General features: G+C 68.7%; 26 protein-coding genes. 18 read left to right on the forward strand and 8 right to left on the reverse strand.

Annotated features, from left to right (window positions below; translation table 11 throughout):
• The first annotated feature begins 72 nt into the window (after window positions 1-72).
• The 3 genes from MFF26_RS09005 (at window position 73) to MFF26_RS09015 (ending at window position 1093) form a co-directional block, all read left to right on the forward strand.
• Complete coding sequence (locus tag MFF26_RS09005) at window positions 73-453, forward strand: hypothetical protein (RefSeq protein WP_137827442.1); 381 nt, start codon at window positions 73-75, stop codon at window positions 451-453.
• Between the two features lie 121 nt (window positions 454-574).
• A complete protein-coding gene (locus MFF26_RS09010; RefSeq protein WP_137827443.1) occupies window positions 575-811 on the forward strand; it encodes a hypothetical protein in 237 nt (78 codons plus the stop codon).
• Window positions 812-1093, forward strand: coding sequence for a hypothetical protein (locus tag MFF26_RS09015; protein ID WP_137827444.1), 282 nt, complete (start codon window positions 812-814; stop codon window positions 1091-1093).
• Window positions 1094-1239: 146 nt separating this feature from the next.
• On the opposite strand, the gene MFF26_RS09020 is transcribed toward MFF26_RS09015, so the two are convergent.
• Together MFF26_RS09020 and MFF26_RS09025 are read right to left on the reverse strand one after the other, a co-directional pair.
• Window positions 1240-1488, reverse strand: a complete 249-nt coding sequence (locus tag MFF26_RS09020) for a DUF3297 family protein (RefSeq protein ID WP_137827445.1) — start codon at window positions 1486-1488, stop codon at window positions 1240-1242.
• A 36-nt stretch (window positions 1489-1524) separates the two neighbouring features.
• Window positions 1525-2148 carry a CatB-related O-acetyltransferase gene (locus MFF26_RS09025; protein ID WP_137827597.1) on the reverse strand — a complete coding sequence of 208 codons (624 nt, stop codon included), beginning with the start codon at window positions 2146-2148 and terminating at the stop codon, window positions 1525-1527.
• 78 nt (window positions 2149-2226) lie between these two features.
• Between MFF26_RS09025 and MFF26_RS09030 the strand changes: the two genes are divergently transcribed.
• Window positions 2227-4560: an NADP-dependent malic enzyme gene (locus MFF26_RS09030; protein WP_137827598.1), complete on the forward strand. Its 2334-nt coding sequence runs from the start codon at window positions 2227-2229 to the stop codon at window positions 4558-4560.
• 67 nt (window positions 4561-4627) lie between these two features.
• Here the strand turns inward: MFF26_RS09030 and MFF26_RS09035 are convergent, their stop codons facing one another.
• From MFF26_RS09035 to MFF26_RS09055, 5 genes are all read right to left on the reverse strand, one after another.
• Window positions 4628-5515: a hypothetical protein gene (locus MFF26_RS09035; RefSeq protein ID WP_137827446.1), complete on the reverse strand. Its 888-nt coding sequence runs from the start codon at window positions 5513-5515 to the stop codon at window positions 4628-4630.
• Window positions 5512-7581 (reverse strand): glycosyltransferase, encoded by a 2070-nt coding sequence (locus MFF26_RS09040; RefSeq protein ID WP_238307903.1) that lies wholly within the window; start codon window positions 7579-7581, stop codon window positions 5512-5514. The genes MFF26_RS09035 and MFF26_RS09040 overlap by 4 nt, the downstream gene beginning before the upstream one ends.
• Entirely contained in the window at window positions 7578-9446 is a 1869-nt protein-coding gene (locus MFF26_RS09045; RefSeq protein ID WP_137827448.1) for a glycosyltransferase, read from the reverse strand. The genes MFF26_RS09040 and MFF26_RS09045 overlap by 4 nt, the downstream gene beginning before the upstream one ends.
• Window positions 9446-10099, reverse strand: a complete 654-nt coding sequence (locus MFF26_RS09050) for a hypothetical protein (RefSeq protein WP_137827449.1) — start codon at window positions 10097-10099, stop codon at window positions 9446-9448. Before MFF26_RS09050 ends, MFF26_RS09045 begins: the two co-directional genes overlap by 1 nt.
• 100 nt (window positions 10100-10199) lie before the next feature.
• Complete coding sequence (locus MFF26_RS09055) at window positions 10200-11591, reverse strand: M20/M25/M40 family metallo-hydrolase (RefSeq protein ID WP_137827450.1); 1392 nt, start codon at window positions 11589-11591, stop codon at window positions 10200-10202.
• A gap of 300 nt (window positions 11592-11891) precedes the next feature.
• On the opposite strand from MFF26_RS09055, the gene MFF26_RS09060 reads away from it, so the two are divergent.
• The 10 genes from MFF26_RS09060 (at window position 11892) to MFF26_RS09105 (ending at window position 20004) form a co-directional block, all read left to right on the forward strand.
• Window positions 11892-12413 carry a (2Fe-2S)-binding protein gene (locus tag MFF26_RS09060; protein WP_137827451.1) on the forward strand — a complete coding sequence of 174 codons (522 nt, stop codon included), beginning with the start codon at window positions 11892-11894 and terminating at the stop codon, window positions 12411-12413.
• A complete protein-coding gene (locus MFF26_RS09065) occupies window positions 12410-13423 on the forward strand; it encodes an FAD binding domain-containing protein (protein ID WP_137827452.1) in 1014 nt (337 codons plus the stop codon). Before MFF26_RS09060 ends, MFF26_RS09065 begins: the two co-directional genes overlap by 4 nt.
• A gap of 10 nt (window positions 13424-13433) precedes the next feature.
• Complete coding sequence (locus MFF26_RS09070; protein ID WP_238307904.1) at window positions 13434-15695, forward strand: xanthine dehydrogenase family protein molybdopterin-binding subunit; 2262 nt, start codon at window positions 13434-13436, stop codon at window positions 15693-15695.
• A 245-nt stretch (window positions 15696-15940) separates the two neighbouring features.
• Window positions 15941-16669 (forward strand): class I SAM-dependent methyltransferase, encoded by a 729-nt coding sequence (locus tag MFF26_RS09075; RefSeq protein ID WP_137827454.1) that lies wholly within the window; start codon window positions 15941-15943, stop codon window positions 16667-16669.
• Between the two features lie 130 nt (window positions 16670-16799).
• Window positions 16800-17186, forward strand: coding sequence for a fluoride efflux transporter CrcB (gene crcB, locus MFF26_RS09080; protein WP_171015373.1), 387 nt, complete (start codon window positions 16800-16802; stop codon window positions 17184-17186).
• An 11-nt stretch (window positions 17187-17197) separates the two neighbouring features.
• Window positions 17198-17635 (forward strand): EamA family transporter, encoded by a 438-nt coding sequence (locus MFF26_RS09085; RefSeq protein WP_137827456.1) that lies wholly within the window; start codon window positions 17198-17200, stop codon window positions 17633-17635.
• A complete protein-coding gene (locus tag MFF26_RS09090) occupies window positions 17635-18291 on the forward strand; it encodes a M15 family metallopeptidase (RefSeq protein ID WP_137827599.1) in 657 nt (218 codons plus the stop codon). The genes MFF26_RS09085 and MFF26_RS09090 overlap by 1 nt, the downstream gene beginning before the upstream one ends.
• Before the next feature lie 255 nt (window positions 18292-18546).
• Window positions 18547-18684 (forward strand): hypothetical protein, encoded by a 138-nt coding sequence (locus tag MFF26_RS09095; protein ID WP_238307905.1) that lies wholly within the window; start codon window positions 18547-18549, stop codon window positions 18682-18684.
• The gene (locus MFF26_RS09100) at window positions 18681-19016 is read left to right on the forward strand and encodes a hypothetical protein (RefSeq protein WP_137827458.1); all 336 of its coding nucleotides are present in this window, start codon (window positions 18681-18683) and stop codon (window positions 19014-19016) included. Before MFF26_RS09095 ends, MFF26_RS09100 begins: the two co-directional genes overlap by 4 nt.
• 835 nt (window positions 19017-19851) lie before the next feature.
• The gene (locus MFF26_RS09105; protein ID WP_171015374.1) at window positions 19852-20004 is read left to right on the forward strand and encodes a hypothetical protein; all 153 of its coding nucleotides are present in this window, start codon (window positions 19852-19854) and stop codon (window positions 20002-20004) included.
• A gap of 4 nt (window positions 20005-20008) precedes the next feature.
• Here MFF26_RS09105 and MFF26_RS09110 read toward each other — a convergent pair whose 3' ends face one another.
• Complete coding sequence (locus tag MFF26_RS09110) at window positions 20009-20821, reverse strand: FTR1 family iron permease (protein ID WP_137827459.1); 813 nt, start codon at window positions 20819-20821, stop codon at window positions 20009-20011.
• A 431-nt stretch (window positions 20822-21252) separates the two neighbouring features.
• On the opposite strand from MFF26_RS09110, the gene MFF26_RS09115 reads away from it, so the two are divergent.
• From MFF26_RS09115 to MFF26_RS09130, 4 genes are all read left to right on the forward strand, one after another.
• Complete coding sequence (locus MFF26_RS09115; RefSeq protein WP_137827460.1) at window positions 21253-21510, forward strand: hypothetical protein; 258 nt, start codon at window positions 21253-21255, stop codon at window positions 21508-21510.
• Between the two features lie 118 nt (window positions 21511-21628).
• Window positions 21629-22111 (forward strand): hypothetical protein, encoded by a 483-nt coding sequence (locus MFF26_RS09120; protein WP_210236176.1) that lies wholly within the window; start codon window positions 21629-21631, stop codon window positions 22109-22111.
• 89 nt (window positions 22112-22200) lie between these two features.
• The gene (locus MFF26_RS09125) at window positions 22201-23097 is read left to right on the forward strand and encodes a GGDEF domain-containing response regulator (RefSeq protein ID WP_238307906.1); all 897 of its coding nucleotides are present in this window, start codon (window positions 22201-22203) and stop codon (window positions 23095-23097) included.
• 207 nt (window positions 23098-23304) lie between these two features.
• Window positions 23305-23970, forward strand: coding sequence for a LuxR C-terminal-related transcriptional regulator (locus tag MFF26_RS09130; RefSeq protein ID WP_137827462.1), 666 nt, complete (start codon window positions 23305-23307; stop codon window positions 23968-23970).
• The last annotated feature ends 37 nt before the right edge of the window (window positions 23971-24007 follow it).

Genomic DNA, 24007 nt, shown 5'->3' on the forward strand with positions numbered 1-24007 from the left:
GCTCCGACAGGTCACCCTTTCGTCAAGATCGACCGTCAGAGGCGTCCCAACACTTCTTGAGGGACGAACCTGATGCGAATGATGTGCCTCGGCCTTGCGGTGGTGGCCGGCCTCTCTGCTTCGGCACCGGCACAGGCCGAGAGCCGCACCGCGATGGGCGTCGGCGCGGGTGCGGTGGCGGGCGCGCTGGTGGGCGGACCCATCGGCGCGGTGGTCGGCGCGGTGGCCGGCGGCGTCATCGGGTCGAACAGCGAAGCGCGCCCCCGCAGGGCCCGTCGCGCCCGCGCCGCGGCGCGTCACCGTCAGGCGCGTCTGACCGCACCGGTCCCGCGCCGCTCGGCGATGGCCGAACCGCCCGCCTCCGCGGAACCGACCCGCACCGGCAGCACCGGCCCGGCTTCGGTGGGCGCGGCGCCCGCCCCGGCAGGGTCGGGCTGGCGCGATCCGCGCTGACAGCGAACCGCTTGGGGCCGGGAAAGTGTCACTCCGGCGCCACAGCCAGGGAAATGCGCAAGCGTGACCGGTCCCTTGCCATTTTCATGACGCGTTGCGGCGCGCAGGATCGTCCTACGCCATGTCCGAGAGCGAGGAAGCGATGGTCGATCCCGACAAGCCGGACAGATTTCCATCCCCGATGGGCGAGGCCGACCTCTCGGTCGGCCGGGTGACCAAGGGGGTCGCCTACGCCATCGGCAAGCGCCTCTCGGTCGAGCGCGACGCCGCCCTGCCCGACCGCCTCGCCCGTCTCGTGGACCGCCTTCATGCCGGCCCCCTCGGCCGCTCTTCCCTCAAGCCTCGTCGAGTAGCCTGAATGTCCAAGTTCGAACGCGCCCTCAACGACGCCAACGTGGTCGCTTTCCCGTCCGCCGCCACGGAAGCGGTCGCCGACGAGAACGTCGCCTCCATCATCGAGGTGCTGCAGGATCAGCTCAAGCTCGCCCGCGAGGGCAAGCTGCGCTCGGTCGCCGTGGTCTCGGTGTCCCACGACGGCGGCGCCATCGGCACCCAGTGGTCCTGCGCCCACGGCGACGTGGCGAGCCTCATCGGCAAGCTCACCGTCCTGTCCCACGACATGATGGCCGCCCGGAACTGATCACCTTTCGGGGATCTCGACCGCAACATGAAAGGGCCGGCGCCTGAAGGCGCCGGCCCTTTCGATTCCGGGTCGCTGCGTCGCGGGGTTTCCGGACGAGGGTGGCGATCACCGCCTCCGGCGGCGATCCCCCCATCGGGGCGGACTCAGGCCTCCGAAGTCTCGCGGAAATACGGCTCGACCGGGCCCTTCAGCTTCACCGTCATCGGGTTTCCGGCCCGATCGAGGGTCTTACCGGCGGAGAGCCGCACCCAGCCCTCGCTGACGCAGTATTCCTCGACATTGTTCTTCTCGACGCCCTTGAAGCGGACACCGACGCCGCGGGCGAGGATCGCCTCGTCGTAGAACGGGCTGTTCGGATTGACCGACAAGCGGTCGGGAAGCTGGTCAGACATCGGCGCTGTCTTCGGTTGTGAGCGAATGCGGGCCGGTTACGGCAATCGCGGCGGCGTCGCAACGGCGCGCTCGGCCCGCACTGCGGCGATCAACGCGTCGATCTGCCCGCTCTGAAGCAGCGGAATCCACCGCTGCACCGTGTCCTTCGGGAATTCCCACCAAGCCGTTTCCAGAAGTGCGGCCACTGTCGCCTCGTCGAAGCGGCGGCGCACGATCCGCGCCGGGCTTCCCACGACCACGGTGTAGGGGGGCACGTCGCGGGTGACGACGGCCCGGGCGCCCACCACAGCCCCGTGCCCGATGGTGATCCCCGACAGGATCAGGCAGCCGGATCCGAGCCAGACATCGTGCCCGATCACCACATCACCTTTGGAGAGGTGGTGATCGGGCGCATCGGCCCCCGGCCACAAGTCCGGCATCGCCGTGAAGGGGTAGGTCGAAACCCAATCCAGCCGGTGACCGCCGCCGAGCTGGATCTCGACCTTGTCGGCGATGGAACAATAGCGGCCGATCGTCAGCCGCCGGCCGGATTCCGGGAAACGCACCTTCGGTCGGCCGTAAGAATATGGGCCGATTAGATAATTCCATCGGCGCGCCAGGACACGGAGATGCAGCCGTGTCTCGTTGTGCGGGTTGCGCCCCCGCTTCAGCCGTTGCAACAGATGCCTCAACGGCGCACCCCTCCGCGATGAGAGGCGACGGTGCGCGACGAGGATGCGGGAGAGGACGGCATCGCCATGGCCGACAATATGTCCGAGGATCTGAAATCCGGGGCGCTCGTCTACCACCGCCTTCCCAAGCCCGGAAAGCTGGAAATTCAGGCGACCAAGCCGCTCGGCAACCAGCGCGACCTCGCCCTCGCCTACTCGCCGGGCGTGGCGGCCGCCTGCATGGCGATCCACGACGACTCGCAGGAGGCCGCGACTCTCACGATCCGCCAGAACCTCGTCGCGGTGCTCACGAACGGCACGGCCGTGCTCGGCCTCGGCGATATCGGCCCCCTTGCCTCGAAGCCGGTGATGGAGGGCAAGGCGGTCCTCTTCAAGAAATTCGCCGGTATCGACGTGTTCGACATCGAGGTGGACGAGAAGGACGTCGACAAGCTCGTCGACGTGGTCTGCTCCCTGGAGCCGACCTTCGGCGGCATCAACCTTGAGGACATCAAGGCGCCGGAGTGCTTCGAGGTCGAGGAGCGCTGTCGCGAGCGGATGAACATCCCGGTCTTCCACGACGACCAGCACGGCACCGCGATCATCGTCGCGGCCGCCGTCCTCAACGCGCTCGAACTCGCCGGCAAGCAGCTCTCCGACGCCAAGATCGTCACCTCGGGCGCGGGTGCGGCGGCACTCGCCTGCCTCAACCTTCTCGTCTCGCTGGGTGCGACGCGCGAGAACATCACGGTCACCGACATCAAGGGCGTGGTCTACAAGGGCCGCACCGAACTGATGGACCGCTGGAAAGAGGTCTACGCGCAGGAGACGGAGGCGCGGACGCTCGCCGAGGTGATCGGCGGCGCCGACGTGTTCATCGGCCTGTCGGCCGGCGGCGTGCTCAAGCCCGAATATCTCGAGAAGATGGCGGACAAGCCGCTCATCATGGCGCTCGCCAATCCCTATCCCGAGATCATGCCGGATCTCGCCCAGGAGAAGCGCCCGGACGCGATGATCTGCACCGGGCGGTCGGACTTTCCGAACCAGGTCAACAACGTCCTGTGCTTCCCCTACATCTTCCGCGGCGCGCTCGATGTCGGCGCGCATGCCATCAACGAGGAGATGAAGAAGGCCGCCGTGAAGGCCATCGCGGCGCTCGCCCGCGAGACGCCCTCCGACGTCGTCGCCCGCGCCTATGGCGGCGAGGCGCGTCCCTTTGGACCGCGCTCGCTCATCCCGAGCCCGTTCGACCCGCGCCTGATCCTGCGCATCGCCCCGGCAGTTGCCAAGGCGGCGATGGATTCGGGCGTCGCCGGGCGCCCGGTGGAGAACATCCAGGCCTATACGGATTCCCTCGACCGGTTCGTGCACCGCTCCGGCTTCATCATGAAGCCGATCTTCTCCAAGGCGAAGGAGGATCCCAAGCGCGTCGTCTACGCCGAGGGCGAGGACGAGCGGGTGCTGCGCGCCGCCCAGGCGCTGGTAGAGGACAAGGTCGCCCGCCCGATCCTGATCGGACGCCCGCGGGTCATCGAGACGCGCATCAAGCGCTTCGGGCTGTCGATCCGCGCGGGCGACCATTTCGACCTGATCGATCCCGAGGACGATCCCCGCTACCGCGACTACGTGTCGACCTATCTCGAAGTGGCGGGCCGGCGCGGGATCACCCCCGATCTCGCCCGCACCCTGGTGCGCACCAACAACACGGTGATCGGTGCGCTCGCCGTGCGGCGCGGCGAGGCGGATGCGCTGATCTGCGGCCTCGAAGGGCGGTTCGAGACGCGCCTGAGGGTGATCCGCGACATCATCGGCCAGAGCCCGGACGTGCTCGACTTCGCGGCGATGAGCCTGATCGTCACGAAGAAGGGCGCCTACTTCCTCGCCGACACCCATGTCCGCCCCGATCCGTCGGCGGAAGAGATCGCCGACGTGGCGATCGCCTGCGCCGGCCATGTCGCGCGCTTCGGCCTGACGCCGAAGATCGCGCTGCTGAGCCACTCGGATTTCGGACAGTCGGATTCGGTCAGCGCCCGCAAGATGCGCGGCGCGCTGGAGCAGATCCGTGCCCGCGCCCCGAAGCTTCAGGTCGATGGCGAGATGCAGGCGGATTCCGCCCTGTCGGAACTGGTGCGGGACCGGGTGCTGCCGGGTTCGAGCTTCAAGGGTGCCGCCAACATCCTGATCTTCCCGAATCTCGACGCGGCCAACATCGCCTTCCAGTTCGCCAAGGTGCTGGCGGATGCCCTGCCGGTCGGCCCGCTCCTGATCGGTCCGGCCAAGCCCGCCCACATCCTGACGCCGTCGGTGACGGCCCGTGGCATCGTCAACGTCACGGCCGCCGCCGTGGTGGAGGCGCAGGCGGGCTCGGTGGCCGAGATCGCGGCGGTGGCCGAGCCGGGGGCGACGCCGGTCTCGGAGTGAACGGACGCGTGACGCCGACGAAACCCTCTCCCATCTCGGGAGGGGGTTGAACGCGCAGTGGCTCGCTTTACACGGCCGGCCACGCCTCTCCCTTCGCCGGTCGATGCGCCGAAAAGCATCCGCCCGGAAACACTGCGGCCACGCCCGGCCGCTTCAGGCGCAAGTCCCAAACCCGCAGTTCCGCGTAGCGCAGGTTCCAGGTCCGGCCGTCGCCGGAGTGCGTGAGAAAGCAGCGCTCGAAGGCGAGCAGCTGCGTCGGCATCGGCGGGTGCGGGCCCGCGCCGGTGTCGATGTCGAGGGCGAGGCTGTCCTGGCGACCGGCCTCGAAGGCGCGCAGGGCGTCGAGCAGGGCGTCGTATTCCAGTCCGTCGACGCAGAGCTGAAGGCAGACCCGCGGCGCGAAGGCTGCCCGCGGATCGAGGGGATGTTCGCGCTGCCATGTCAGCGAGAAGCGCCCGCCCTCGGTCTCGGGCAGGAAGAGAATGTGGTCTTCGCCCACGCCGTCCAGCGCCCGCAGGCGATCCGGCTCGATCGGCGACGGAGCGGCCTCGCGGCCCTCCGCCCGGCCGTCGTTGCGAAAATGAACCAGCGGGTTGACGCCGGCCGCCACCACGTCGGGGTAACGGGCGAGGTAGAGAGCGGTGCTGAAGGCCGGGCTCGGATCGAGACCTCGAACCGCGCCTTCCCGCAGATAATGGCGCACGGGATCGAGCCGGGTCGCGCCGCTCTGGCGACGGTAGAAGACCGTGTCGAAATCCGCGTTCGGATTGTGGCCGGACCGCGCGCCCAGCCAGACGTAATGCAGGAAGGGGTCGAGGCCGCTCTTGGCCACGCCCGGATGACGGGCGCGGTAATAGGCGGCGTCGAACAGGCGCGGCACCCGTCCGTACAACGCGCGGCGCAGCAGGCCCGAGACGAGGCCGACGAGGCGGGACGGGGGAGACAGGGCGCTCATGCGACGGTCTGCGCCTCGCACAAACCGCGCAATGCGGCGCGGAAGGCGGACGGGTCGCATTCGGCTCGAATACGGGCGAGTCCTTCGTCGCGCACGCTGCGCCACAAGGCGGCGTCCTCGTGCAGGCGGATCAGGGCCGAGGCGAAAGCGTCCGGATCCCGCCAGTCGCGGGCGAGCAGGCCCGTACCTTCAGGCCAGCCGAGCTGCTCCGAGAGAATTGGCGTGGCGAGACAGGGCAGGCCGTGGGCCACCGCCTCGTGGACCTTGTGCGGAATGCCCGCGGCGAAGCGGGTCGGCGCCAGGAAGACCCGGGCGGCATCGAGATAGGGCTCCGTACGCGGCACCCGACCGGTGATGCGGACGCCGTCGCGGATGAAGCGGGCGCGGATGGTGTCGGCGATCTCTCCGACGAGGGTCAGCTCGGCCTGGGGCAGCTCTGCACGCACGAGCGGCCAGACATTCCGGAAGAACCAGTCGAGGGAATCGACATTCGGCTGTCCCTCGCGGCCGAGCGCGCCGACGAAGACGAAGCCGGAGCGCGCGGCGAAATCCGGGCTCGCTGCTGCCGGAGCGAGGGCGTGTCCGAGCACGGCGACGTTGCAGGCCGCGTAGCGCGCGAGCACCCGCGCCTCGGCGGGCGAGACGCAGACCACCGCATCGGCCAGCCCGAAGCAGCGCGCCTCGCGCTCGGCCTGCCATGCGAGATCGGCCGCAACCGCGTGGCCGCCGATGGCCGCCTCGGTCACGAAATCGCGCAGGCAAAAGAGGGCCTCGGAATCGAAGATCACCCGGGAGCGTGCGAAGCCGCGCGGATCGAGTCCCTGCGCATTCAGGGCCTGGAGCACGAACAGGATGTTGTGCGGACGGCTGACCCAGAGCACGTCGTAGACATCGCGCCGCTCGCGGATGAGCCGGGCGAAGCCCTCGTCGCCGCTGGCGTGACAAATCTCGATGCGCCCGTCGAGATCGCGATAGCGCTGGGATTCCTCCGCATCCGCCTCGTAGTTCGGGAAGAAGGTCACGGCATAGCCGAGCCCGGCCATGGCGTTGAGGATCGCGTTGGCGCGGGGCAGGCCGGCGCCGAGATCGAGATGAGGAACCCGATCATCGACGTAGAGCACCCGCAGGCGCCAGGGATCGTGGTCGAGGCTGGCGCCGGGTCGCGGCTGAGGCCCCTGCGCGAACAGGTTGGCGCGGTGCCGATCGCGGAAACGGGTGCGGTTGCGGTCGAGCAACGTCTCGACCTCCTCGCGCTTGGCGCTGGTGGCGTTCTCGTAATGGATCGCGGTGGCCCGCGGCTGCACCAGGACCCGATAGCCGGCCTGATGGCAGCGCAGGCAGAGATCCGTGTCCTCGTAATAGGCCGGGGCAAAGAGCGGATCGAAGCCGCCCAGTTGCTCGAACAGGCCGCGCTCGATCATCAGCACGGCACCCGAGACGTACCCGACATCGCGGGTGACCGCATGCTCGGGCGCCAGGGGATCGGGGTCGCCGCGCCCGTGCGGATGCGTGAGTGCCGCGTCGTCGCGAAAACCCGCCCCGGATTCCTGCAGAAAGCCGCCGGGGAAAACGAGGCGGGCGCCGACGATGCCGACATCCGCATGATCCCGGAACGCCGCGACCATGGCGGCTAGGGCCCCCGGCATCAGGTCGACATCGGGGTTGAGAAACAGGATGAAGCGCCCGCGCGCCCGCGCCGCCCCCGCGTTGCAGGCCGGGCCGAAGCCGGTGTTCTCGTCATTCTCGATCAGCGTGACGCCGTCGAGGCGGGGATAGAGGGCGCGGGTTTCCGGGCTCGACGCGTTGTCGACGAGGATCACCTCGAAGCCCACCCCGGCGAGGGCCTGCTGGCCGCAGAGGCGATAGAGGGTGAGGGCCAGAAGATGGCGGGCGTCGCGGGCGACGATCACCACCGAGACGTCGGGCTCGGGCTCGGGCCGAAAGGCGAGGCGCACGCCGTTGCGGTGGATCGCCTCCCAGATCAGCGCGGCCTCCACGAGCGCGGCGCGACGGCCAATCTGCGGATCGACGGTGTCCAGACGCGGAATGGGGGGCGTGTCGCTCATGGTGCGGACGCCTTCAGGATGATGCGGCCGATGCCGTCATCGGTCAGGAGGAGCAGGCGTCCGTCGCCTGCGGGCGGGTCGGCGGCCTCGCGAAAGCTCAGGCTGACCGGAACCGGAGCGGACAGACGCCCGGTCTTGTCCGTGTAGGCCACGGGCCGGCGCAGTTGCAGCGGCGTCACGCGCTCTAGGCGCAGTTCGATGGCGAGGCCGTCGCCGATCCAGAACGCCGCGGCGGGATGCGTGCCCGAGGCCAGCACGCCGGGCAGGAGGGTCGCGATCTCGAGCCGGTCGCCGGCCCGGCCGACGACCTGCCCCCACGTCTCCCAATCCGCTTCCATGTCGGCGAAGGCCAGCGCCAGGGCGGCACGGGCGGCCTGTGGCAGCGCGCGGGTCCGGACCCATTCGGGCGCGAGCGCGACGTCGAGGGTGCCGAGACTGGGGGTTGTGCCGCCCGTCTCCGCAGCCCGCGCGAACCAGCGCCGACGCTCCGGCGCATAGGATGCGGCGCTGCCATCGCCGGGCCGCCGCTCGGTGGCGACGAGCACGCCGCGTTCGGGATCGGTCGCGGGGAGGGAGCGCGCGGAGCATTCGCCGGTGAGGACGAGACCGCCGCCCGAGACGACCGAAGGCTCACCGATCCCGGCAATATCCGATGATCCGAGCCCATCTGCTCGCGTTGTCCGTGGGAGGGGGTGTTCGCGGGCCTCCTCATGCGCACGGAGCAACGCGATCAGTTCAGCTTCCGCCGCCTCCGTCACCGCCGCGTAGCGCGTGAACAGCCGCTCGCTCGCCGCCGTCAGCCGGGCCAAGGCTTCCCGATCCGCCACGACCGACAGCACTGCCGCCTTCACCGCGTGCGCGTCGCGGCAGCGATGGGCCGGTTCCTCCGGCTCGAACCCTTCCAGGCCGATCTCGGTGCCGATCACCGGGCGCCCGAACGACAACGCCTCGCCGACCTTGATCTTCAAGCCCGAGCCCATCAGCATCGGCGCCACCACGAGATCGGTCTGCGCGTAGAAATCAGCGAGACGGTCGAGATACCCGAGCAGCCGCACGCCGGGGCCCTCGATGCCGGTCAGGCTGCGGCAGATCTCGCCCGCGATCACGAGTTCGGGCCGGTCCGGCGTCCAATCCTCGGCCCAGGCCCTGGCGAAGCGGCCGATGGAGAAGAGGTTCGGATCGTTGCCGTGGCCGAGGAAGCCGATGCGGCCGACGCGGCTCGGCACCGCGAACGGCTGCTGAAGGGGAAACCGAGGTGGGAGCAGCAGGGTGCGGGTCGAGGAAATGTCGGCAAAGTACCGGGCTTCCGCCGCCTGGATCGCCAGCACCGCATCGGCGCGGTTGAGGCCCGCCGCCTCGCCCGCGACATCGGTGTAGAAGAAGTTCGGCTCCGCACGGAAAGGGCGATACTGGGTCTGACGTCCCGCGAAGCGATCATGGGTGTCGATCAGCTTCATGACGCCGGACGGCACCCGTTCCAGGGCGGCGGACAGGAAGACGTAGTTCACCAGCGCCGCGCCGGTCTCGGGAAACTCCGAGAAATACCAGTCGACGAACGGGCCGAGTTCAGCCGGACACCAATCGTCGATGTCGAAGAAGGGCGCCCGCGTCTTTAGCGGGATCACCGCCCGCGGCTCGATCAGGAAGACGTTGCGAAACGCCGCCGCCATGGCGGCCAGATCGGTCGGCGGATGCTGGCCGAAGCGGCGATAGATCTGATCCTCGTGGGCGACATAGGCGAGATCGACCGCGAAGCCGCCGCGGATCAGGGCTTCGCAGGTAGCCACCAGCCGGCGGCGGTTGCCGGCGCTCGCGGGGGCGGCGGGCATCGGTGCGAGGACGAGGATCGCCGGTTGGCTCGCCATCACGCGGCCCGGACGATGAGCGGCGTGAAGCCGTGAGCGTGGAGCGCGAAGGCCGCCCGGATGCCCTCCGGCCTCGTCCCCCAGAGCGGATCGAGCGCCAGCTCTGTCCGGGGACCGCCAGCGAAGCGAAGCCGGCCCGCCGCGACCCGGAAGCAGCCCCAACCGTCGGCGGCGTGCAGCAACAGGGCGTGCGGCACGGCCGTGCCGGTCAGCGCATGGTGAGGCCCTTCGGCGATCAGGGCGGGCGCCCCGTCCTCCGGCGCGAAGGCAGCGAGTGCCGTCTCGATCAACGGAAACAGGCCCGCCAATGCCGGCAGACCCGCGGGGCCAACCGTGAGCAGGGCGCGGGCGAGCAGCTTCCGCTCGGGGTCGCCCAGTGCATCGGGCGAGGCGGCGTCGGGGCGGATCGGGAGGTCGCGAAAGTGCGTGGCGAGGGTGAGATCGCTGCCGGGAATGCCTTCGAGCGCCAGCAGGCAGACCGGTCCACCGGTTGCGCCCTCCTCCAGGCCGGAGAACGCCCAGGTCGCGAGCGTCACGCCCTCGGGCGCCGCGATGCCGAGGGGAATCGGCAGCGAGGCTGGCAGGGGGAAGCGGAGCACGGCGGTGTTCTGAGAGCCGGCGAAGAGCTGGCCCGGGGTCGGATTGAGGCTCATGCGGATTGCGACGGAAATCCCGGGCGCGTCCTCATCCTGTGGTGGCGGCGCGCAGCAGCCTCGGGATGAGGGGGATGGGTGGGATGAGCCTGGGTTCGCATCAGCCCCGTGCATCCGCGAGGGCCTGCAGGATTCGCGCCCACGAGCGCGTCCCCTTGTGGAAGCTCGACAGCTCGTACTTCTCGTTGGGCGAGTGGATCCGGTCATCGTCGAGGCCGAAGCCGATCAGGAGCGTGTCGAGGCCCAGGATCCGCTTGAAATCGCCGACGATCGGAATCGAGCCGCCCGCGCCCACGGCGACGGCCTCGCGTCCCCATTCCTCGGCGAGCGCCCGTTTGGCGGCGTCGAGCTGCGGCATGTCGTAGGGCAACGCCACGGCGCGGGAGCCCTTGTAGCAGATCACCTCCACCGAGCAGTCGGCGGGCACCCGCTCGCGTACGAAGGCCTCGAAGGTCCGGGCGAGCTGCTCCGGGTCCTGATCGTCCACGAGGCGGAACGAGACCTTGGCCGAGGCCTGAGAGGCGATGACGGTCTTGGTGCCCTCGCCCGTGTAGCCGCCGATGATGCCGTTGACATCGCAGGCGGGCCGCGACTGAATCAGCTCGATCGGCAGGCGCCCGCGCTCACCCGCCGGCTCCTTGAGACCGATCGGCCCGAGGAAGTTCTCCGCGGTGAGGCCGAGGCTGCGCCACTGCTCCAGCAACTCGGCCGGCGGCTCGCGCACGCCTTCGTAGAAGCCCGGCAGCGTCACGCGGCCGTCCTCGTCATGCAGAGCGGCGAGGATTTTGGAGAGAACGTGGATGGGGTTCGCCGCCGCCCCTCCGAAGAAGCCCGAGTGCAGATCGCGGTCGGCGCAGGTGACTTTGACCTCGAAATAGGCCAGCCCCCGCAGAGAGGTGGTGATCTGCGGCGTCTGCCGGTCCCACATGCCGGTGTCGCAGACGAGCGCCACATCGGCCTTCAGCCGTTCGCGGTTCTGCGCGACCCATTCGGGCACGCCCTGCGATCCGTTCTCCTCCGCCCCCTCGACCAGGATCGTCACGCCGACCGGCAGGTCGCCGTTCATGGCGAGATGGGCCCGGCAGGCCTCGACGAAGGTCATCACCTGACCCTTGTCGTCCGACGCCCCGCGCGCGACGATTCTCTTCGAACCGTTCTCCTCGGCGATCCGCGGCTCGAAGGGTGGCGTGTGCCACAGGTTCAGGGGATCGACCGGCTGCACGTCGTAATGGCCGTAGAACAGGACGTGCGGTGCGTTCGCCTTGGGCCGATGCGCCAGCACGACCGGATGCAGCGAGGTCTCCTCCACGCTGGTCTCGAATCCGAGCGCGGTCAGGTTGCCGGCGAGCCAGGCCGCCGCCTCGCGGCACTGACCGGCATAGGCCGGATCGGTCGAGATCGACGCGATGCGCAGCCACGCGAACAGCCGCTCCAAAGAATTGTCGAGGTCGCGGTCGATGTCGTTGAGGACGGGATCGAGCGTCGCGGACACGGGCGGCTCCTGGGGCGGACGGCGATGTGAGCCGAGCTAACACCGCCGTGCCGCCACGAAAAGCCTCGCATCGCCGGGGCGGTCCCGAACCCTCTCCCGAACCCGTGGGCGACATCGTTGTCGCACCGCGATCAACCGCGCGTGTACCGATCGCCCGGAACGGCTGCACCTTGGAACGGTTATGGAATCGACCCCGGCGCGGGCTTCAGGCCCGCCCTCCCATGACGCGAACCCCCGCCCGGCTTCGAGGAGGCGATCCTCCCGGCCGTCACGGGGCAACGCCTCGCCACGGACAACACCATGCTTATCGACAGCGGTTCGCCCGGCGCGGTCGGAACCATCGGCATCACCTTGACGATCAACGGCGAGCGCCGCGAGATCGCGGTGGCACCCTGGACGACGCTACTCGACCTCCTGCGGGAACGCCTCGATCTCACCGGCACCAAGAAGGGCTGCGATCACGGCCAGTGCGGCGCCTGCACGGTGCTGGTCAACGGCACGCGCATCAATTCCTGCCTCGCCCTCGCGGTGATGCAGGACGGCGCCGAGATCACCACGGTCGAGGGGCTGGCGAGCCTCGCCGCGCGGGAAGGCAAGAACAGTCTGCACCCGATCCAGGAAGCCTTCGTCGAGCACGACGCCTTCCAGTGCGGCTATTGCACGCCCGGCCAGCTCTGCTCCTCCGTGGGCCTGATGAACGAGGGTCACGCCAAGACCCGCGACGAGATCCGGGAGGCGATGAGCGGCAATCTCTGCCGCTGCGGCGCCTACACCAACATCGTCGATGCCATCGAGGACGTGATGCAGGGAGCCGGCCGATGAACCGCTTCGATTACGTCCGCCCCAGCACCGTCGCGGAGGCCGTGCAGGCTCTCGGCGCGGACCCGGCCGCCCGCTTCATTGCCGGCGGCACCAACCTGATCGACCTGATGAAATACGATGTCGAGCGGCCGGGCCGGCTCATCGACATCACCCGCCTGCCGCTGCGCGCCATCGAAGCAAAGGATGGCGGGCTTCGCATCGGCGCGCTCGTGACCAACGCCAGTGCGGCCTACGACGCGCAGGTGAAGGAGCGCTACCCGCTCCTGTCCAGCGCGATCCTGGCAGGCGCTTCGGCCCAGCTGCGCAACGCCGCCTCGACCGGCGGCAACCTGCTGCAGCGCACCCGCTGCTACTACTTCTATGATACCGCCACGCCCTGCAACAAGCGCGAGCCAGGCTCCGGCTGCGGCGCCATCGGCGGCGTCAACCGCATCCACGCGATCCTCGGCGCGAGCGAGCATTGCATCGCCACCCATCCCTCCGACATGGCCGTGGCCTTGGCCGCCTTGGAGGCCGTCGTGCAGGTGAGCGGGCCGAACGGCGAGCGGGCGATTCCGATCTCGGACTTCCATCGCCTGCCCGGCGACGATCCGGCCAAAGACACGAACTTGGCCCCGGGCGAGATCATCGTCGCCGTCGATCTGCCGGCCAAGACCTTCGCCACGCATTATACCTATCTGAAGCTCCGCGACCGGCTGTCCTACGCCTTCGCGCTCGTCTCGGTCGCCGCCGCCCTCGAACTCGACGGGGACACGATCCGCACCGCGCGCCTCGCTCTCGGCGGCGTCGCCCACAAACCCTGGCGCAACACGCAGGCCGAGGCCCTGCTGCAGGGCAAGCCGGCCAACCGCGAGACCTTCAAGGCGGCAGCCGACCTGGTCCTGCAGGAGGCGAAGCCCCAATCGACCAACGGCTTCAAGATCGAGCTGGCGCGTCGCGCCATCGTCCGCGGCCTGGAGCAGGCCGCCGCGGGCACGCCCCAGTCCCAGTCCGACAAGCGCATCCAGTAAGGAGCCGTCCATGACCGTCCAGTTCAGCCCGGCGGCCGGCCGCGACCGTTTCGTCGGCCAAGCCATCAGCCGCGTCGACGGCCCGGCCAAGGTGACCGGCCTCGCCAAATATGCCGGTGAATTCGCCGCTCCCGACCTCGCCTACGGCGTCGTCGTCTCGAGCGCCATCGCCAAGGGCCGCATCAAGCGCATCGACGCCGCCGCGGCCGAAGCCGTGCCCGGCATCGTCAAGGTGATCACCCACGAGAACCGCCCGGCGACGTCGCAGAAGCCGGAGGATTATCAGGACGCGGTGGCGCCTCCCGGCGCGCCGTTCCAAGCTTTGGCGAGCGACCGCATCGTCTATTCGGGCCAGCCGATCGCCCTCGTCGTGGGTGAGGATTTTGAAACGGCGCGCTACGCCGCCTCCCTCGTGCGCGTCGAGTACGAGACCGCAGCGCCCCTCACCGACGTCACGGCCCAATCGGGCGCGTCCTACGATCCGCCGATGAAGCGAGCCGGCATCAAGCCGCCGCCGGAGCCGTGGGGCGATGCCGCACACGCGTTCGACACGTCCGAGATCCGCGTGAACGCGCAGTACCGGATGGCCGACGAGCACCACAACCCGATGGAGCCGCACGCCTCCACCGTCGTGGTGGAGAAGGACGGTACCTACACGGTCTACGACAAGATCCAGGGCGTCTCGAACACCCACGACTACATCGCCGGCGCCTTCGGCCTGAAGCCGGAGCAGGTGCGGGTTCTGAACCCCTATCTCGGCGGTGGCTTCGGCTCGGGTCTACGGCCGCAATACCAGCTGTTCCTGGCGATGCTGGCCGCGAAGGATCTCGGCCGCTCGGTCCGGGTGACGCTGACCCGTGACCAGATGTGGTCCTTCACCTACCGTTCCGAGGCGATCCAGACGGTCGCCCTTGGGGCCGACCCCTCGGGCAAGCTCACCGCGCTCAAGCACGACGCGGTTCAAGGCACCTCGACCTACGAGGATTACCAGGAGGTGATCGTCAACTGGTCGGGCGTTCTCTACGATTGCGACAACGTTGCGCTCACCTACAGCCTGACCAAGCTCGACACGCCGACGCCCGGCGACATGCGGGCCCCCGGTGCCGTGACCGGCGTCTTCGCTATCGAGACGGCGATGGACGAACTCGCCCACGCCACCGGGCAGGATCCGGTGCAGCTCCGACTCAAGAACTACACGGAAGGCGATCAGACCGAAGATAAGCCGTTCGGCTCGAAGGAGTTGAAGGAGGCATTCCGTCAGGGTGCCGAGCGGTTCGGTTGGGACAAGCGCCAACCCGAGCCCCGCTCCATGCGCGACGGCCGCGAACTCGTCGGCTGGGGCATGGCGACGGGTATCTGGGAATCGATGATGATGCAGTCGAGCGCGCGGGCCGTGCTCGGTGCGGACGGGCGGTTGGAAGTTGGCAATCAGACCGGCGACATCGGCACCGGCACCTACACGATCCTGACCCAGATCGCCGCCGATACCCTGGGCCTGCCGCTGGATCACGTCACGACGAAGCTCGGCGACACCAAGCTCGCCCAGGCACCGGTGGCGGGCGGCTCATGGACCGCCGCGTCCTCCGGCACGGCGGTCATGAAGGCCTGCCGCGATATCGCCGAGCAGGCGTTCAAGCTGGCGCGCGGCATGGACAACTCGCCCCTCGCCAACGTCGATTTCGAGCGCGCGGTCTTCACCGGCGGGCGCATCGAGGTCGCCGGCGATCCCTCGAAGGGCGTCGCCCTCACGGACATCCTGAAGGCGACCGGGACGGAACGGCTGGAGGCGACCGCCGAAGCCGCGCCGGACAAGGACTTCGAGGAGGCGTACAACGCCTACACCCATTCCGCGATCTTCGCCGAAGTGAAGATCGACGAGGAACTCGGCGTCCTGCGCTGCACCCGCGTCGTCTCGGCGATCGCGGCGGGCCGAATCCTCAACCCCAAGACGGCGCGCAGTCAGATTCTCGGCGGCATCGTTATGGGGATCGGCTCGGCGCTGCATGAGGAGTCGATGCTCGATCACCGCATCGGCCGCTTCATGAACCACAATCTCGGCGAATATCACGTGCCGGTCCACGCCGACATCCACGACATCGACGTGATCTTCGTCGATGAGGAGGACAAGGCGAACCCGCTCGGCGTGAAGGGCCTCGGCGAGATCGGCATCGTCGGCGTAGCCGCCGCGATCTCGAACGCGGTGTTCCACGCCACCGGCAAGCGTATCCGCCACCTCCCGATCACTATCGACAAGATCGTCGCTGAAGGCTGAGCGGCCTCCAGCGTAGCATTAACGGAACGGCCCGACGCAGGAGCGTTCGGGCCGTTCTCGTGATCGGCAAGCGCCTGTCCGTACGAGACAGCACGAAACGAAGACGCTTCCACCCGTTCGGGGTTACGGTTTACCGGGGCTGCGTTTGCTGCGAAGAGGGCGGCCTGTCAGGGCCGGCTGAGCCGGGACGAGGGCTCAGGACACGAGCTCAAGACAAGGGCGAGGACAGGGGCCGGAACGAGGGTATGCGCCGCATTCTGCGAAAGATCAGACGCCGCTTCGCCAAGACCGCGCCGCCGCCCCCGCCGCCGCCGTTCCGGCACGAGTACAAGCGCACCTGGGAGGCGCTGGCCGAGACGGAAGACAGCGCCAAGATGGCGGTGAGCGGCTATCTCGACGAGGGTATGTACCGCAGCCATGGCCTCAAGACGAAGGCCATGCTGGAGGACACCGTCGGGCTGAAGCCGGACGACGTGATCCTGGAGATCGGTGCGGGCGTCGGGCGGGTCGGCGCCGTGCTCGCCCCCGGCTGCAAGCGCTGGATCGGGGCGGATGTCTCGTCCAAGATGGTCGGGCATATGCGCCGCCGGCTGGCCGACCTGCCGAATGCCGAGGCGATCGAGATCAGCGGCCACGACCTCGCGCCGATCCCCAACGCCTCGGTCGATCTGGTCTATTGCACCGTCGTGTTCATGCATCTCGAGGAATGGGAGCGCTACCGCTACGTCCGCGAGGCGTTCCGGGTGCTGCGCCCCGGCGGTCGGCTGCTCGTCGACAACGTCAACGCCCTGGATGACGGGGGTTGGGCCTTCTTCGAACACCTGTTGTCCTTCCCACCCGAGAACCGCCCGCCCTTCGTGAGCAAGACCTCGACGCCGCAGGAACTCGTGAATTATCTCACCCGCGCCGGCTTCCACGGGATCGGGCAGCGCAATGTCGACCTCTTCATCGTCGTGCACGGCGTGAAGCCGTAACACCGGGCCGAACCAGCGCTCGCGATCTCGATATCGTCGCGGGACGGGTTTGTGCGCCTCGCCGACGGTGCCGGACCCGGTATGATGCCTCCGGCACCGGCCTTGCTCGGGGTCCGGTGCGACCCTTGGCATGGAATGCGGACCTGTCGTGAACACCCTCCTGGTCTTCCTCGGCGCGGGCCTCGGCGGCGTCCTGCGCCACGGGGTCAACGGCGCGGCCTTGCGCTTCGGCCAAGCCTTTCCTTGGGGGACCCTCACCATCAACGTGGTCGGCTCGGTGCTGATGGGTGTCGTCACCGGGTGGTTCGCCCTGCGTGGCGGCCCACCCCAGGCGCGGCTCTTCCTGGCCACGGGGGTGCTCGGCGGCTTCACCACCTTCTCGACCTTCTCGCTCGAAGCCGTCACGTTGATCGAGCGTGGCGATTGGGGTGCGGCGCTCGCCTACGTGCTGGTCTCGGTGCTGGCCGGCATCGCCGGCCTCGCCCTGGCGCTCGTGGCCATGCGGCACCTGCTGTGAGGGATGCACCCATGAGCGACCTGTCCTCGTCCTGGCGCTTCTGGGCTCTCCTCTCGGCCGCCTTCGCCGCGGCGACCGCGACCCTCGCCAAGGCCGGTGTCGAGGGCGTACCGCCCGATGTGGCCACCTTCCTGCGCACCGTGGTGATCCTCGCCCTGACCGGCGGCATCGTCGTCTGGGCCGGGCAGGTTCCGGACCTGGCCCGCCTGCCCGGGCGGACCGTCGGTTTCCTTGTTCTGTCGGGCCTCGCCACGGGCGCCTCGTGGCTCTGCTACTTCCGGGCGCTGAGCCTCGGCGAGGCCTCTCGCGTCGCCCCCCTCGACAAGCTGAGCGTCGTGCTGGTCGCGCTGTTCGGAGCCGCCTTTCTCGGCGAGCGGCTCGCGCCGCATCACTGGCTCGGCGTCGCCCTGATCGCCCTCGGAGCAGGGTTGCTGGCATGGCGGGGGTGATGCGGGCGAGCCTGACGCTGCTGGCGCTGGCCGGCGCCGATCCTGCCGGGGCCGATCCCTTCGTCGATGCGGCCGGGATCGTGCCCGGGCTCACCGTCGAGATGCGCTATGCCGGCTCGAACAATTTCGTCGGCCGCCCCATCGCCGGCTACGAGGCCCCCCGCTGCCTGCTGACGCCGCCGGCCGCCCGGGCGCTCGCCCAGGTCCAGGCCGATCTCGCGCCGGAGGGCCTGGGGCTCAAGGTGTTCGACTGCTACCGGCCGGTTCAGGCGGTGGCGGATTTCGCCACCTGGGCCCGCGATCCGGCCGAGATCCGGATGAAGGCTGACTATTATCCCCGGATCGACAAGGCGGATCTGTTCCGCCTCGGCTACATCGCCGAACGCTCGTCTCATTCCCGCGGCTCGACCGTGGACCTGACCCTGGTGCGGCGTGCCGACGGCGCCGAACTCGATATGGGCACGCCGTTCGACCTGTTCGACGAGGCTTCGGCCACCGACTCGCCGCGGGTCAGCGCAACGGCGCGCGCCCATCGCAGGCGCCTGCGCGCGGCCATGATTCGCGCGGGCTTTACCCCCTATCCACAGGAGTGGTGGCACTTCACCCTCGCGCGCGAACCGTTCCCGGAAACCGCCTTCGACCGACCCGTCCGATGAGCGCGCGCCGTGCGACGTCTCAAACCGCCGAAAAGTGGCGTCTTTTCGGGACCGATTGAATTCTTCTAAATTGAGAATGATACCCCGGCGAGCCAGAGCAAGTTAAAGCTCTTCCAATGTTTTCCGCAGGACTTGCGATGATGGGAAAACGCGCGCCATCATCAGGTTATGGCGCACATCTTCAGCTTTCCATCGTCGTCCCGCCCCCGCTCGACGCGGCCTGCTGCGGAAACGCTTCCGGCGCGATCCGAGCCCATGCTCGAAACCTTGCTCGACGGCCTGCGCAGCGTGTGGTGGGACGGGTCCTCCCTCGGCCTGAGCCGGGCCGGACTCGAAGCCCTGATCGGATTGGAACCTGGCGACGCTACCCCGCGCCGGAGGCTCTGGGCATGAGCGGCTCCTCGCAAGCCAAGGTCACGCAGGCCCCCTCGGCCGAGAGCAGGGCCCAGACGGCTCTGGAGCGTGCCCTCACCGTGGCATTCTGGCAGGCGCTTCAGCAACGGCCGATGCCGGCCATGGCCGCCCTGGAATGCGCCGCCCGAACGGTCGGCGCCCTCTACCGGCAGGTCGCCGCGGCGCATGGCCCCCATGGAACCTGCCCCTGCGGCTGGGAGCCAGACCCCGAAGCCGACCTGATCATGCTCGAAGCGATGCTGGCCGCTGGCCTGATGCATCCTCCGGCCGCCGCGGACCTCGCCACCATGGTGCCCGCCGGGCGGGCGTGAGCGGCCGGCCTCCCGGCATGTCATGACCCCTGCCCCGTCTCGCGTGCCCCTCGAACACCGATGCATGCGAGCGGTACACTGACGAGGGCGGGACAATTCCGGAAGTTTAGGCCACCGCCCCGAAGTCCGCTCTCGCTTTCGGATTCGTGGCGGTTGCTTCGCGATTTCGCCGTTGAACCGGCTTTGATGGCGGTCTCGCGCGGCCGGCCCGCGCGACCTTCCATGCCGGAGCTCGGGAATGACAACCCCGCACGAGGCCGACGACAAGACCCGCAGTTCCACGCGTCCAGGCCTCATCCGAGGCGCGCCTAAATCGCTTTGCGACGGGGAAGCGACTTCTTCCTGATCCTCCAAGCCTCGTGGCCGCCGACAGCAGCGGACTCAATCCGCGTTGAGGACTGCGGGATCGCTACGGCAGCAGCGCCTCTCATCCGCCCGTCAAAACAGGGCGCGGCCGGAAAGGAGGGGCCGGGCCAGCATGCCCGGTGACAGTCTCTTTCAAGAAATTGCGGTGACTGCGCCCTATGGGCGCTACCGGTTGGGACGCCTCCCGATACGGTCAGTGAAGCTGCGCAAGCATGGGTCTGGAGCCAGGAATCTGTCCCGGGCGTGAGGGCCGCGGCCATGATGGCTCACGGGGCGGAGCGCGGGCCTGCCAGTCCGCGTCAGTTCCTCACGGCTGTGAGGGCCTGCAGCCTGCCCAGTGATCGCAGCGCTTCGATCCGAGCGGGCGAAGGGGCCCCGGCTCCCGTCCTGATTGACGCTTTGGATACGTTTGCGGCCGATCCTGAGCCGGACGCGGGGCCGATTCGACCCTGCGAGCCGGGAGTGTCCCATGGATCAGCTCTATCGCGGCGTCGAGACCTCGCTTCTCGTTCTCAGTCTCGCCCTCGTCCTGGCGGTGACCGCCATCCCATCCTTCTCACCCCGCGCGGCGCTGGAAGTGACGCTGCCGATGATCAGCGTCTCCACCAGCGACGCGCCCTGACGCCTCAGCGCGAGGCGACCGGGAGCGGCCCGTCCGTTCCCCGGCGCCGCAGCGTCAGGAGACCGGCGACGATCGCGATGAAGAGGATCGCGAGCTGCGTTCCGAGGGCTTCCCAGCTGCCGTTGCTGAGGCCCCATTCGGACACGAAGGCCGGCACGCCCTCGGTGGTGTAGGAGATCAGCTGCTGCTCCTGCACCTCCTGGAAGGCTTGCCCGATCATGCGCAGGCCCATCAGGAACAGGAAGGCCGAGGTCACGACGAACATGGGCCGCAACGGCAAGCGGAAGGCGAGCCACTGCATCGCCACGAACATCGCGGCCAGCGCCACGGTGGCGACCGCGAGACCGGACAGCAGCGCCGTGTCGAAGCCGCTGCCGCCCTTAGCGAGAGCATGCAGGAACAGGATCGTCTCGGCGCCCTCGCGGAAGACCGCGAGGAAGGCGATGCCCGCGAGCGACAGAACGGTGCCGGCCCCCAGGGCCCGCTCGGCCAGCCGGTTCAGATCCGCCTGCCAGGCCTTCGGATCCTGTCGCACGAACATCCAACCGCTCATGTAGAACATGAGGATGGCGGCGGCGACCATGACGACCGCCTCGAACAGATCGCTGTGGTTACCGTCGTAGAAGACTTGGAACACCCAGGCCGTTCCGAGGCTTGCGACGACGGCTGCAAGCGCACCCATGTAAATCGGTGCGATCCGGTCGGGCGCACCGGCCCGCCGCAGGAAGGCGGCGAGAGCCGCGATCACCAACATCGCCTCCAACCCTTCGCGGAACAGGATCGTGAAGGCCTGTACGAAGGTCGATCCATTTTCCATATCGACGACTCCTGGGTTCGCTCCGACAGCGGGCGTGCCGGCTTGAGACGGAAAGAGACACGGCCCCGCTGAGCCCGTCGCTTGATTAAAAATCCTCAAGCAAAACAACGCAAAGGAGGATTTGAAACGATTCTAAACAAGTCGCGTGATCGTCTGATCGGCAACGATTCGGTTAATGTTCACGCGTGATCTGCCCTACAACTCTTCGCGACGGCGCGGCAAGCATTCCTCAGCCTCGCAGCCTCGCGGCGAATGCACGCTTGTCCCGCCAGGCGGACAAATTTCCGCCTCTTTTCCGATCCGGGGCGAAACCATGCCGGCCGGTCAGGGATTGATAGGCAAAGGCGCGGCGTGGCTTGCGGAGCAGGTCATCGGCCCGTGCGCAGCGAGCACAGGGAGCGCGCCCCAGTTTGGCGCGCAGGCAATTGATCATGACCTCCAAGTTTTCCGCCGCGGCCGGTCTCGGCCTTGTCCTGTTCGGCATGGGTGCGGTCCCGGCGATGGGCGCTCCGGGCGGCGATCGCGACACGCGGCAAATGGCGGAGGCGACGCAGGTTCGCCCCGTCTCCGACATTCGCCCCGCCGAAGCGGAAGCCGAGGATGACGGTGCCAATTGCAGCAAGCTGCGGCGGCGCCTCTGGATCGAGGGCGAGGGTTGGCTCGTCCGCCGCGTCACGATCTGCCGCTGATCGCGGCCCTCTCCGCAATCTGCATCGCTGGCGCCGAACCTTGGGCCGGAACGAGCATGGGCAGAAGGATTTGATCCCCCGAATCGCCGCCCAAGCGCCGCGCCTATCCGGAGAGCCGATGCCCACCCAGCCCCGACGCCCCGCCAGCCTTCTCGTTGCGGGTGCCTTGCTCGCGCTTGCCTGCGGGAGTGCGACGGCCCAGCCTCTGTCGTATGGCGGCTACGGGCAGCCCGTTTACGGCGCCCCCAGCTACGCCTTCGCGGGCAACGCCGTCAGCGGCGCCTATATCGGTGCGCCTTTCACCCGCGTTCCCAGCCCGAGTCGCCTCGTACCGCCGGCCTGGGGCTACGGCACCTACGGCGTGCCGACGGTCGCCGGCATTCGAGAGGCACCGTCGGCGCGCCCGACGCTCTACGTGATCGAGCGCCAGGGCCGTGCCCAGACCCGTCTTCTGCCCCGCCGGAGCGCCAAGGTCGTATCCCGTGGAAATGACGGCCGCTGGACCGATGTCGGCCCTCAGGCCGGGATCGGCGCCGCCGAACGATCGGCCATCGAGGGCAGCGGCGCTCAGGTCGTCTCGGTCCGCGTGCCATCGCGCTAACCGACCGCGCCGCACGAAACCGGCGGCATCTCGTGACCGCCCGTTAAGAAGTCTTGTGCACGATCCGCCCGACGGGACAGGGGAAGATCGTGCACATCGTCATCGTCGATTCGAGCCGCGTCATCCTCAAGGTCGTCGCCGGGATGCTGGAGCCGCGCGGCCATGTCGTGACCCCCTTCACCGATTCGGCAGAGGCCCTGGCCTACGTCACCGACAATCCCCGTGTGCGGGCCCTCATCACGAGCCTCGAGGTCCGTCCTCTGTCCGGGCTGGAATTGTGCTGGTCGGCCCGGTTGCTGGCCGAGGTCAGCCGGCCGCTCTCGATCATCGTGATGTCCTCGGTGCGCAACGCCCGCAACCTGTCCGAGGCTCTCGACAGCGGCGCGGACGATTTCATCGACAAGCCGCCGGGTGCGGAGGAACTGCAGGCTCGTCTGCGCGCCGCCGAGCGTCTCACCAGCCTCCAGAGCGAACTGATCCGCCTCGCCGAAACGGATTCGCTTACGGGCCTACTGAACCGCCGTGCCTTCCTCCAGCGCACCAACGAGGCGGCGGAGCGCGCGGGCTCGTTCGGCCGGCTCTCGGCCATCCTCCTCGACATCGATTATTTCAAGCGGATCAACGACGAGTACGGCCACGATATCGGCGACGTGGCGATCAAGGCCGTGAGCAGCCTGATCGACGAGGCGGGCATTGCCGGACGCCTCGGAGGCGAGGAATTCGCCGTGGTCCTGCCCGGCCATAGTCTGACCGAGGCGGAGGGCTTGGCCAATCGCCTGCGCCTCAAGGCGATGGACCTGCGCATCCGTTCCCCCCGGGGGCCGGTGCGCCTCACCTGCTCCTTCGGCGTCAGCGAATGGGGTGAGGGCGAGACCGTCGAGGGATTGCTGAAGCGGGCCGATATCGCCCTCTACGAAGCCAAGACCAGCGGCCGCAACCGCGTGGTCTCGGCCATGAACGACCTCGTGCTGGCCCGGACGGGCTGAACACCCGGCTGTCGTCGCGGAACGCCGGCGCGGCACATGTCCCACGGGGCGTTCCGAAGCGGGACAGTCGCTTCGAGGTGACCTCGGTATTTTCTCCGGAATAGACGATTCACCCCCCTGAACCGGCCCTAAACGCCTGGAACGACTCTTGTTCTGTCTCCCGTACGATGCGGCGCCGTCTCGCGCCGACACGGAAGGGGGAGCGGCATGAGTTCAGCCGTTGACGTTCTCATCATCGACGAGCCGCCGGGCCTCGACGCGACCCAGCGCGCCATCCTGGAACATGAGCCCGCGCTTCGTACGGTCGGCGAGGACGATGACCTCATGATCGACGGGCGACCCGTGGTCGCCCTCGTCTTCGTCCATGAGGCCGAGCCCGAAGCGGGCTGCGCCCGGATCGCGGCCCTGCGCGACGGACGCCCCTGGTTACGGGTGCTGGTGGCGTTCCGCAGCCTCGATGCGAATGCGATGTTCCAGCTGATCGCGGCCGGCGCCGACGCCTTCGTCGGACGCAGCAGTCCGGCTCGCGAGATCTGCGCCGCTCTCCTGGCGCTCAGCGGCATGGCGCCGTCGGCGGATCGCCTCGGGACGGAGCCTTGCGAGAAGACGGCCGATCCCGTCGCCCTCACGCCGCGTGAGGCGGAAGTGCTGCGGTTCCTCAGCGCCGGCTTCAGCAACAAGGAGGTCGCCCGCCGGCTGTCGCTCAGCGTGCGGACCGTCGAGACGCACCGGCTCAATCTGCGCCGCAAGACCCAGACCGGCCGCCTCAAGGACCTCGTCTCTCTCGCACGGCAGCTCGGCCTCAAGCCCGTGCTCGACACGGAGCCGCCGCGATCGCCAGCGCGTCACGCGATCCATGCGGCGGGGCTCTGACGACGCGTCCGATGTTTCGGACTAGGCCACACGGCCG

The organism is Methylorubrum suomiense (assembly GCF_022179765.1).
Classification (GTDB): Bacteria; Pseudomonadota; Alphaproteobacteria; order Rhizobiales; family Beijerinckiaceae; genus Methylobacterium; species Methylobacterium suomiense.

Coding starts and splice junctions, on each gene's coding strand:
- MFF26_RS09005 (WP_137827442.1), top strand. CDS start 73: ATGCGAATGATGTGCCTCGGCCTTGCGGTGGTGGCCGGCCTCTCTGCT.
- MFF26_RS09010 (WP_137827443.1), top strand. CDS start 575: ATGTCCGAGAGCGAGGAAGCGATGGTCGATCCCGACAAGCCGGACAGA.
- MFF26_RS09015 (WP_137827444.1), top strand. CDS start 812: ATGTCCAAGTTCGAACGCGCCCTCAACGACGCCAACGTGGTCGCTTTC.
- MFF26_RS09020 (WP_137827445.1), bottom strand. CDS start 1,488: ATGTCTGACCAGCTTCCCGACCGCTTGTCGGTCAATCCGAACAGCCCG.
- MFF26_RS09030 (WP_137827598.1), top strand. CDS start 2,227: ATGGCCGACAATATGTCCGAGGATCTGAAATCCGGGGCGCTCGTCTAC.
- MFF26_RS09035 (WP_137827446.1), bottom strand. CDS start 5,515: ATGAGCGCCCTGTCTCCCCCGTCCCGCCTCGTCGGCCTCGTCTCGGGC.
- MFF26_RS09040 (WP_238307903.1), bottom strand. CDS start 7,581: ATGAGCGACACGCCCCCCATTCCGCGTCTGGACACCGTCGATCCGCAG.
- MFF26_RS09045 (WP_137827448.1), bottom strand. CDS start 9,446: ATGGCGAGCCAACCGGCGATCCTCGTCCTCGCACCGATGCCCGCCGCC.
- MFF26_RS09050 (WP_137827449.1), bottom strand. CDS start 10,099: ATGAGCCTCAATCCGACCCCGGGCCAGCTCTTCGCCGGCTCTCAGAAC.
- MFF26_RS09060 (WP_137827451.1), top strand. CDS start 11,892: ATGCTTATCGACAGCGGTTCGCCCGGCGCGGTCGGAACCATCGGCATC.
- MFF26_RS09065 (WP_137827452.1), top strand. CDS start 12,410: ATGAACCGCTTCGATTACGTCCGCCCCAGCACCGTCGCGGAGGCCGTG.
- MFF26_RS09070 (WP_238307904.1), top strand. CDS start 13,434: ATGACCGTCCAGTTCAGCCCGGCGGCCGGCCGCGACCGTTTCGTCGGC.
- MFF26_RS09075 (WP_137827454.1), top strand. CDS start 15,941: ATGCGCCGCATTCTGCGAAAGATCAGACGCCGCTTCGCCAAGACCGCG.
- crcB (WP_171015373.1), top strand. CDS start 16,800: ATGGAATGCGGACCTGTCGTGAACACCCTCCTGGTCTTCCTCGGCGCG.
- MFF26_RS09085 (WP_137827456.1), top strand. CDS start 17,198: ATGAGCGACCTGTCCTCGTCCTGGCGCTTCTGGGCTCTCCTCTCGGCC.
- MFF26_RS09090 (WP_137827599.1), top strand. CDS start 17,635: ATGCGGGCGAGCCTGACGCTGCTGGCGCTGGCCGGCGCCGATCCTGCC.
- MFF26_RS09095 (WP_238307905.1), top strand. CDS start 18,547: ATGCTCGAAACCTTGCTCGACGGCCTGCGCAGCGTGTGGTGGGACGGG.
- MFF26_RS09100 (WP_137827458.1), top strand. CDS start 18,681: ATGAGCGGCTCCTCGCAAGCCAAGGTCACGCAGGCCCCCTCGGCCGAG.
- MFF26_RS09105 (WP_171015374.1), top strand. CDS start 19,852: ATGGATCAGCTCTATCGCGGCGTCGAGACCTCGCTTCTCGTTCTCAGT.
- MFF26_RS09110 (WP_137827459.1), bottom strand. CDS start 20,821: ATGGAAAATGGATCGACCTTCGTACAGGCCTTCACGATCCTGTTCCGC.
- MFF26_RS09115 (WP_137827460.1), top strand. CDS start 21,253: ATGACCTCCAAGTTTTCCGCCGCGGCCGGTCTCGGCCTTGTCCTGTTC.
- MFF26_RS09120 (WP_210236176.1), top strand. CDS start 21,629: ATGCCCACCCAGCCCCGACGCCCCGCCAGCCTTCTCGTTGCGGGTGCC.
- MFF26_RS09130 (WP_137827462.1), top strand. CDS start 23,305: ATGAGTTCAGCCGTTGACGTTCTCATCATCGACGAGCCGCCGGGCCTC.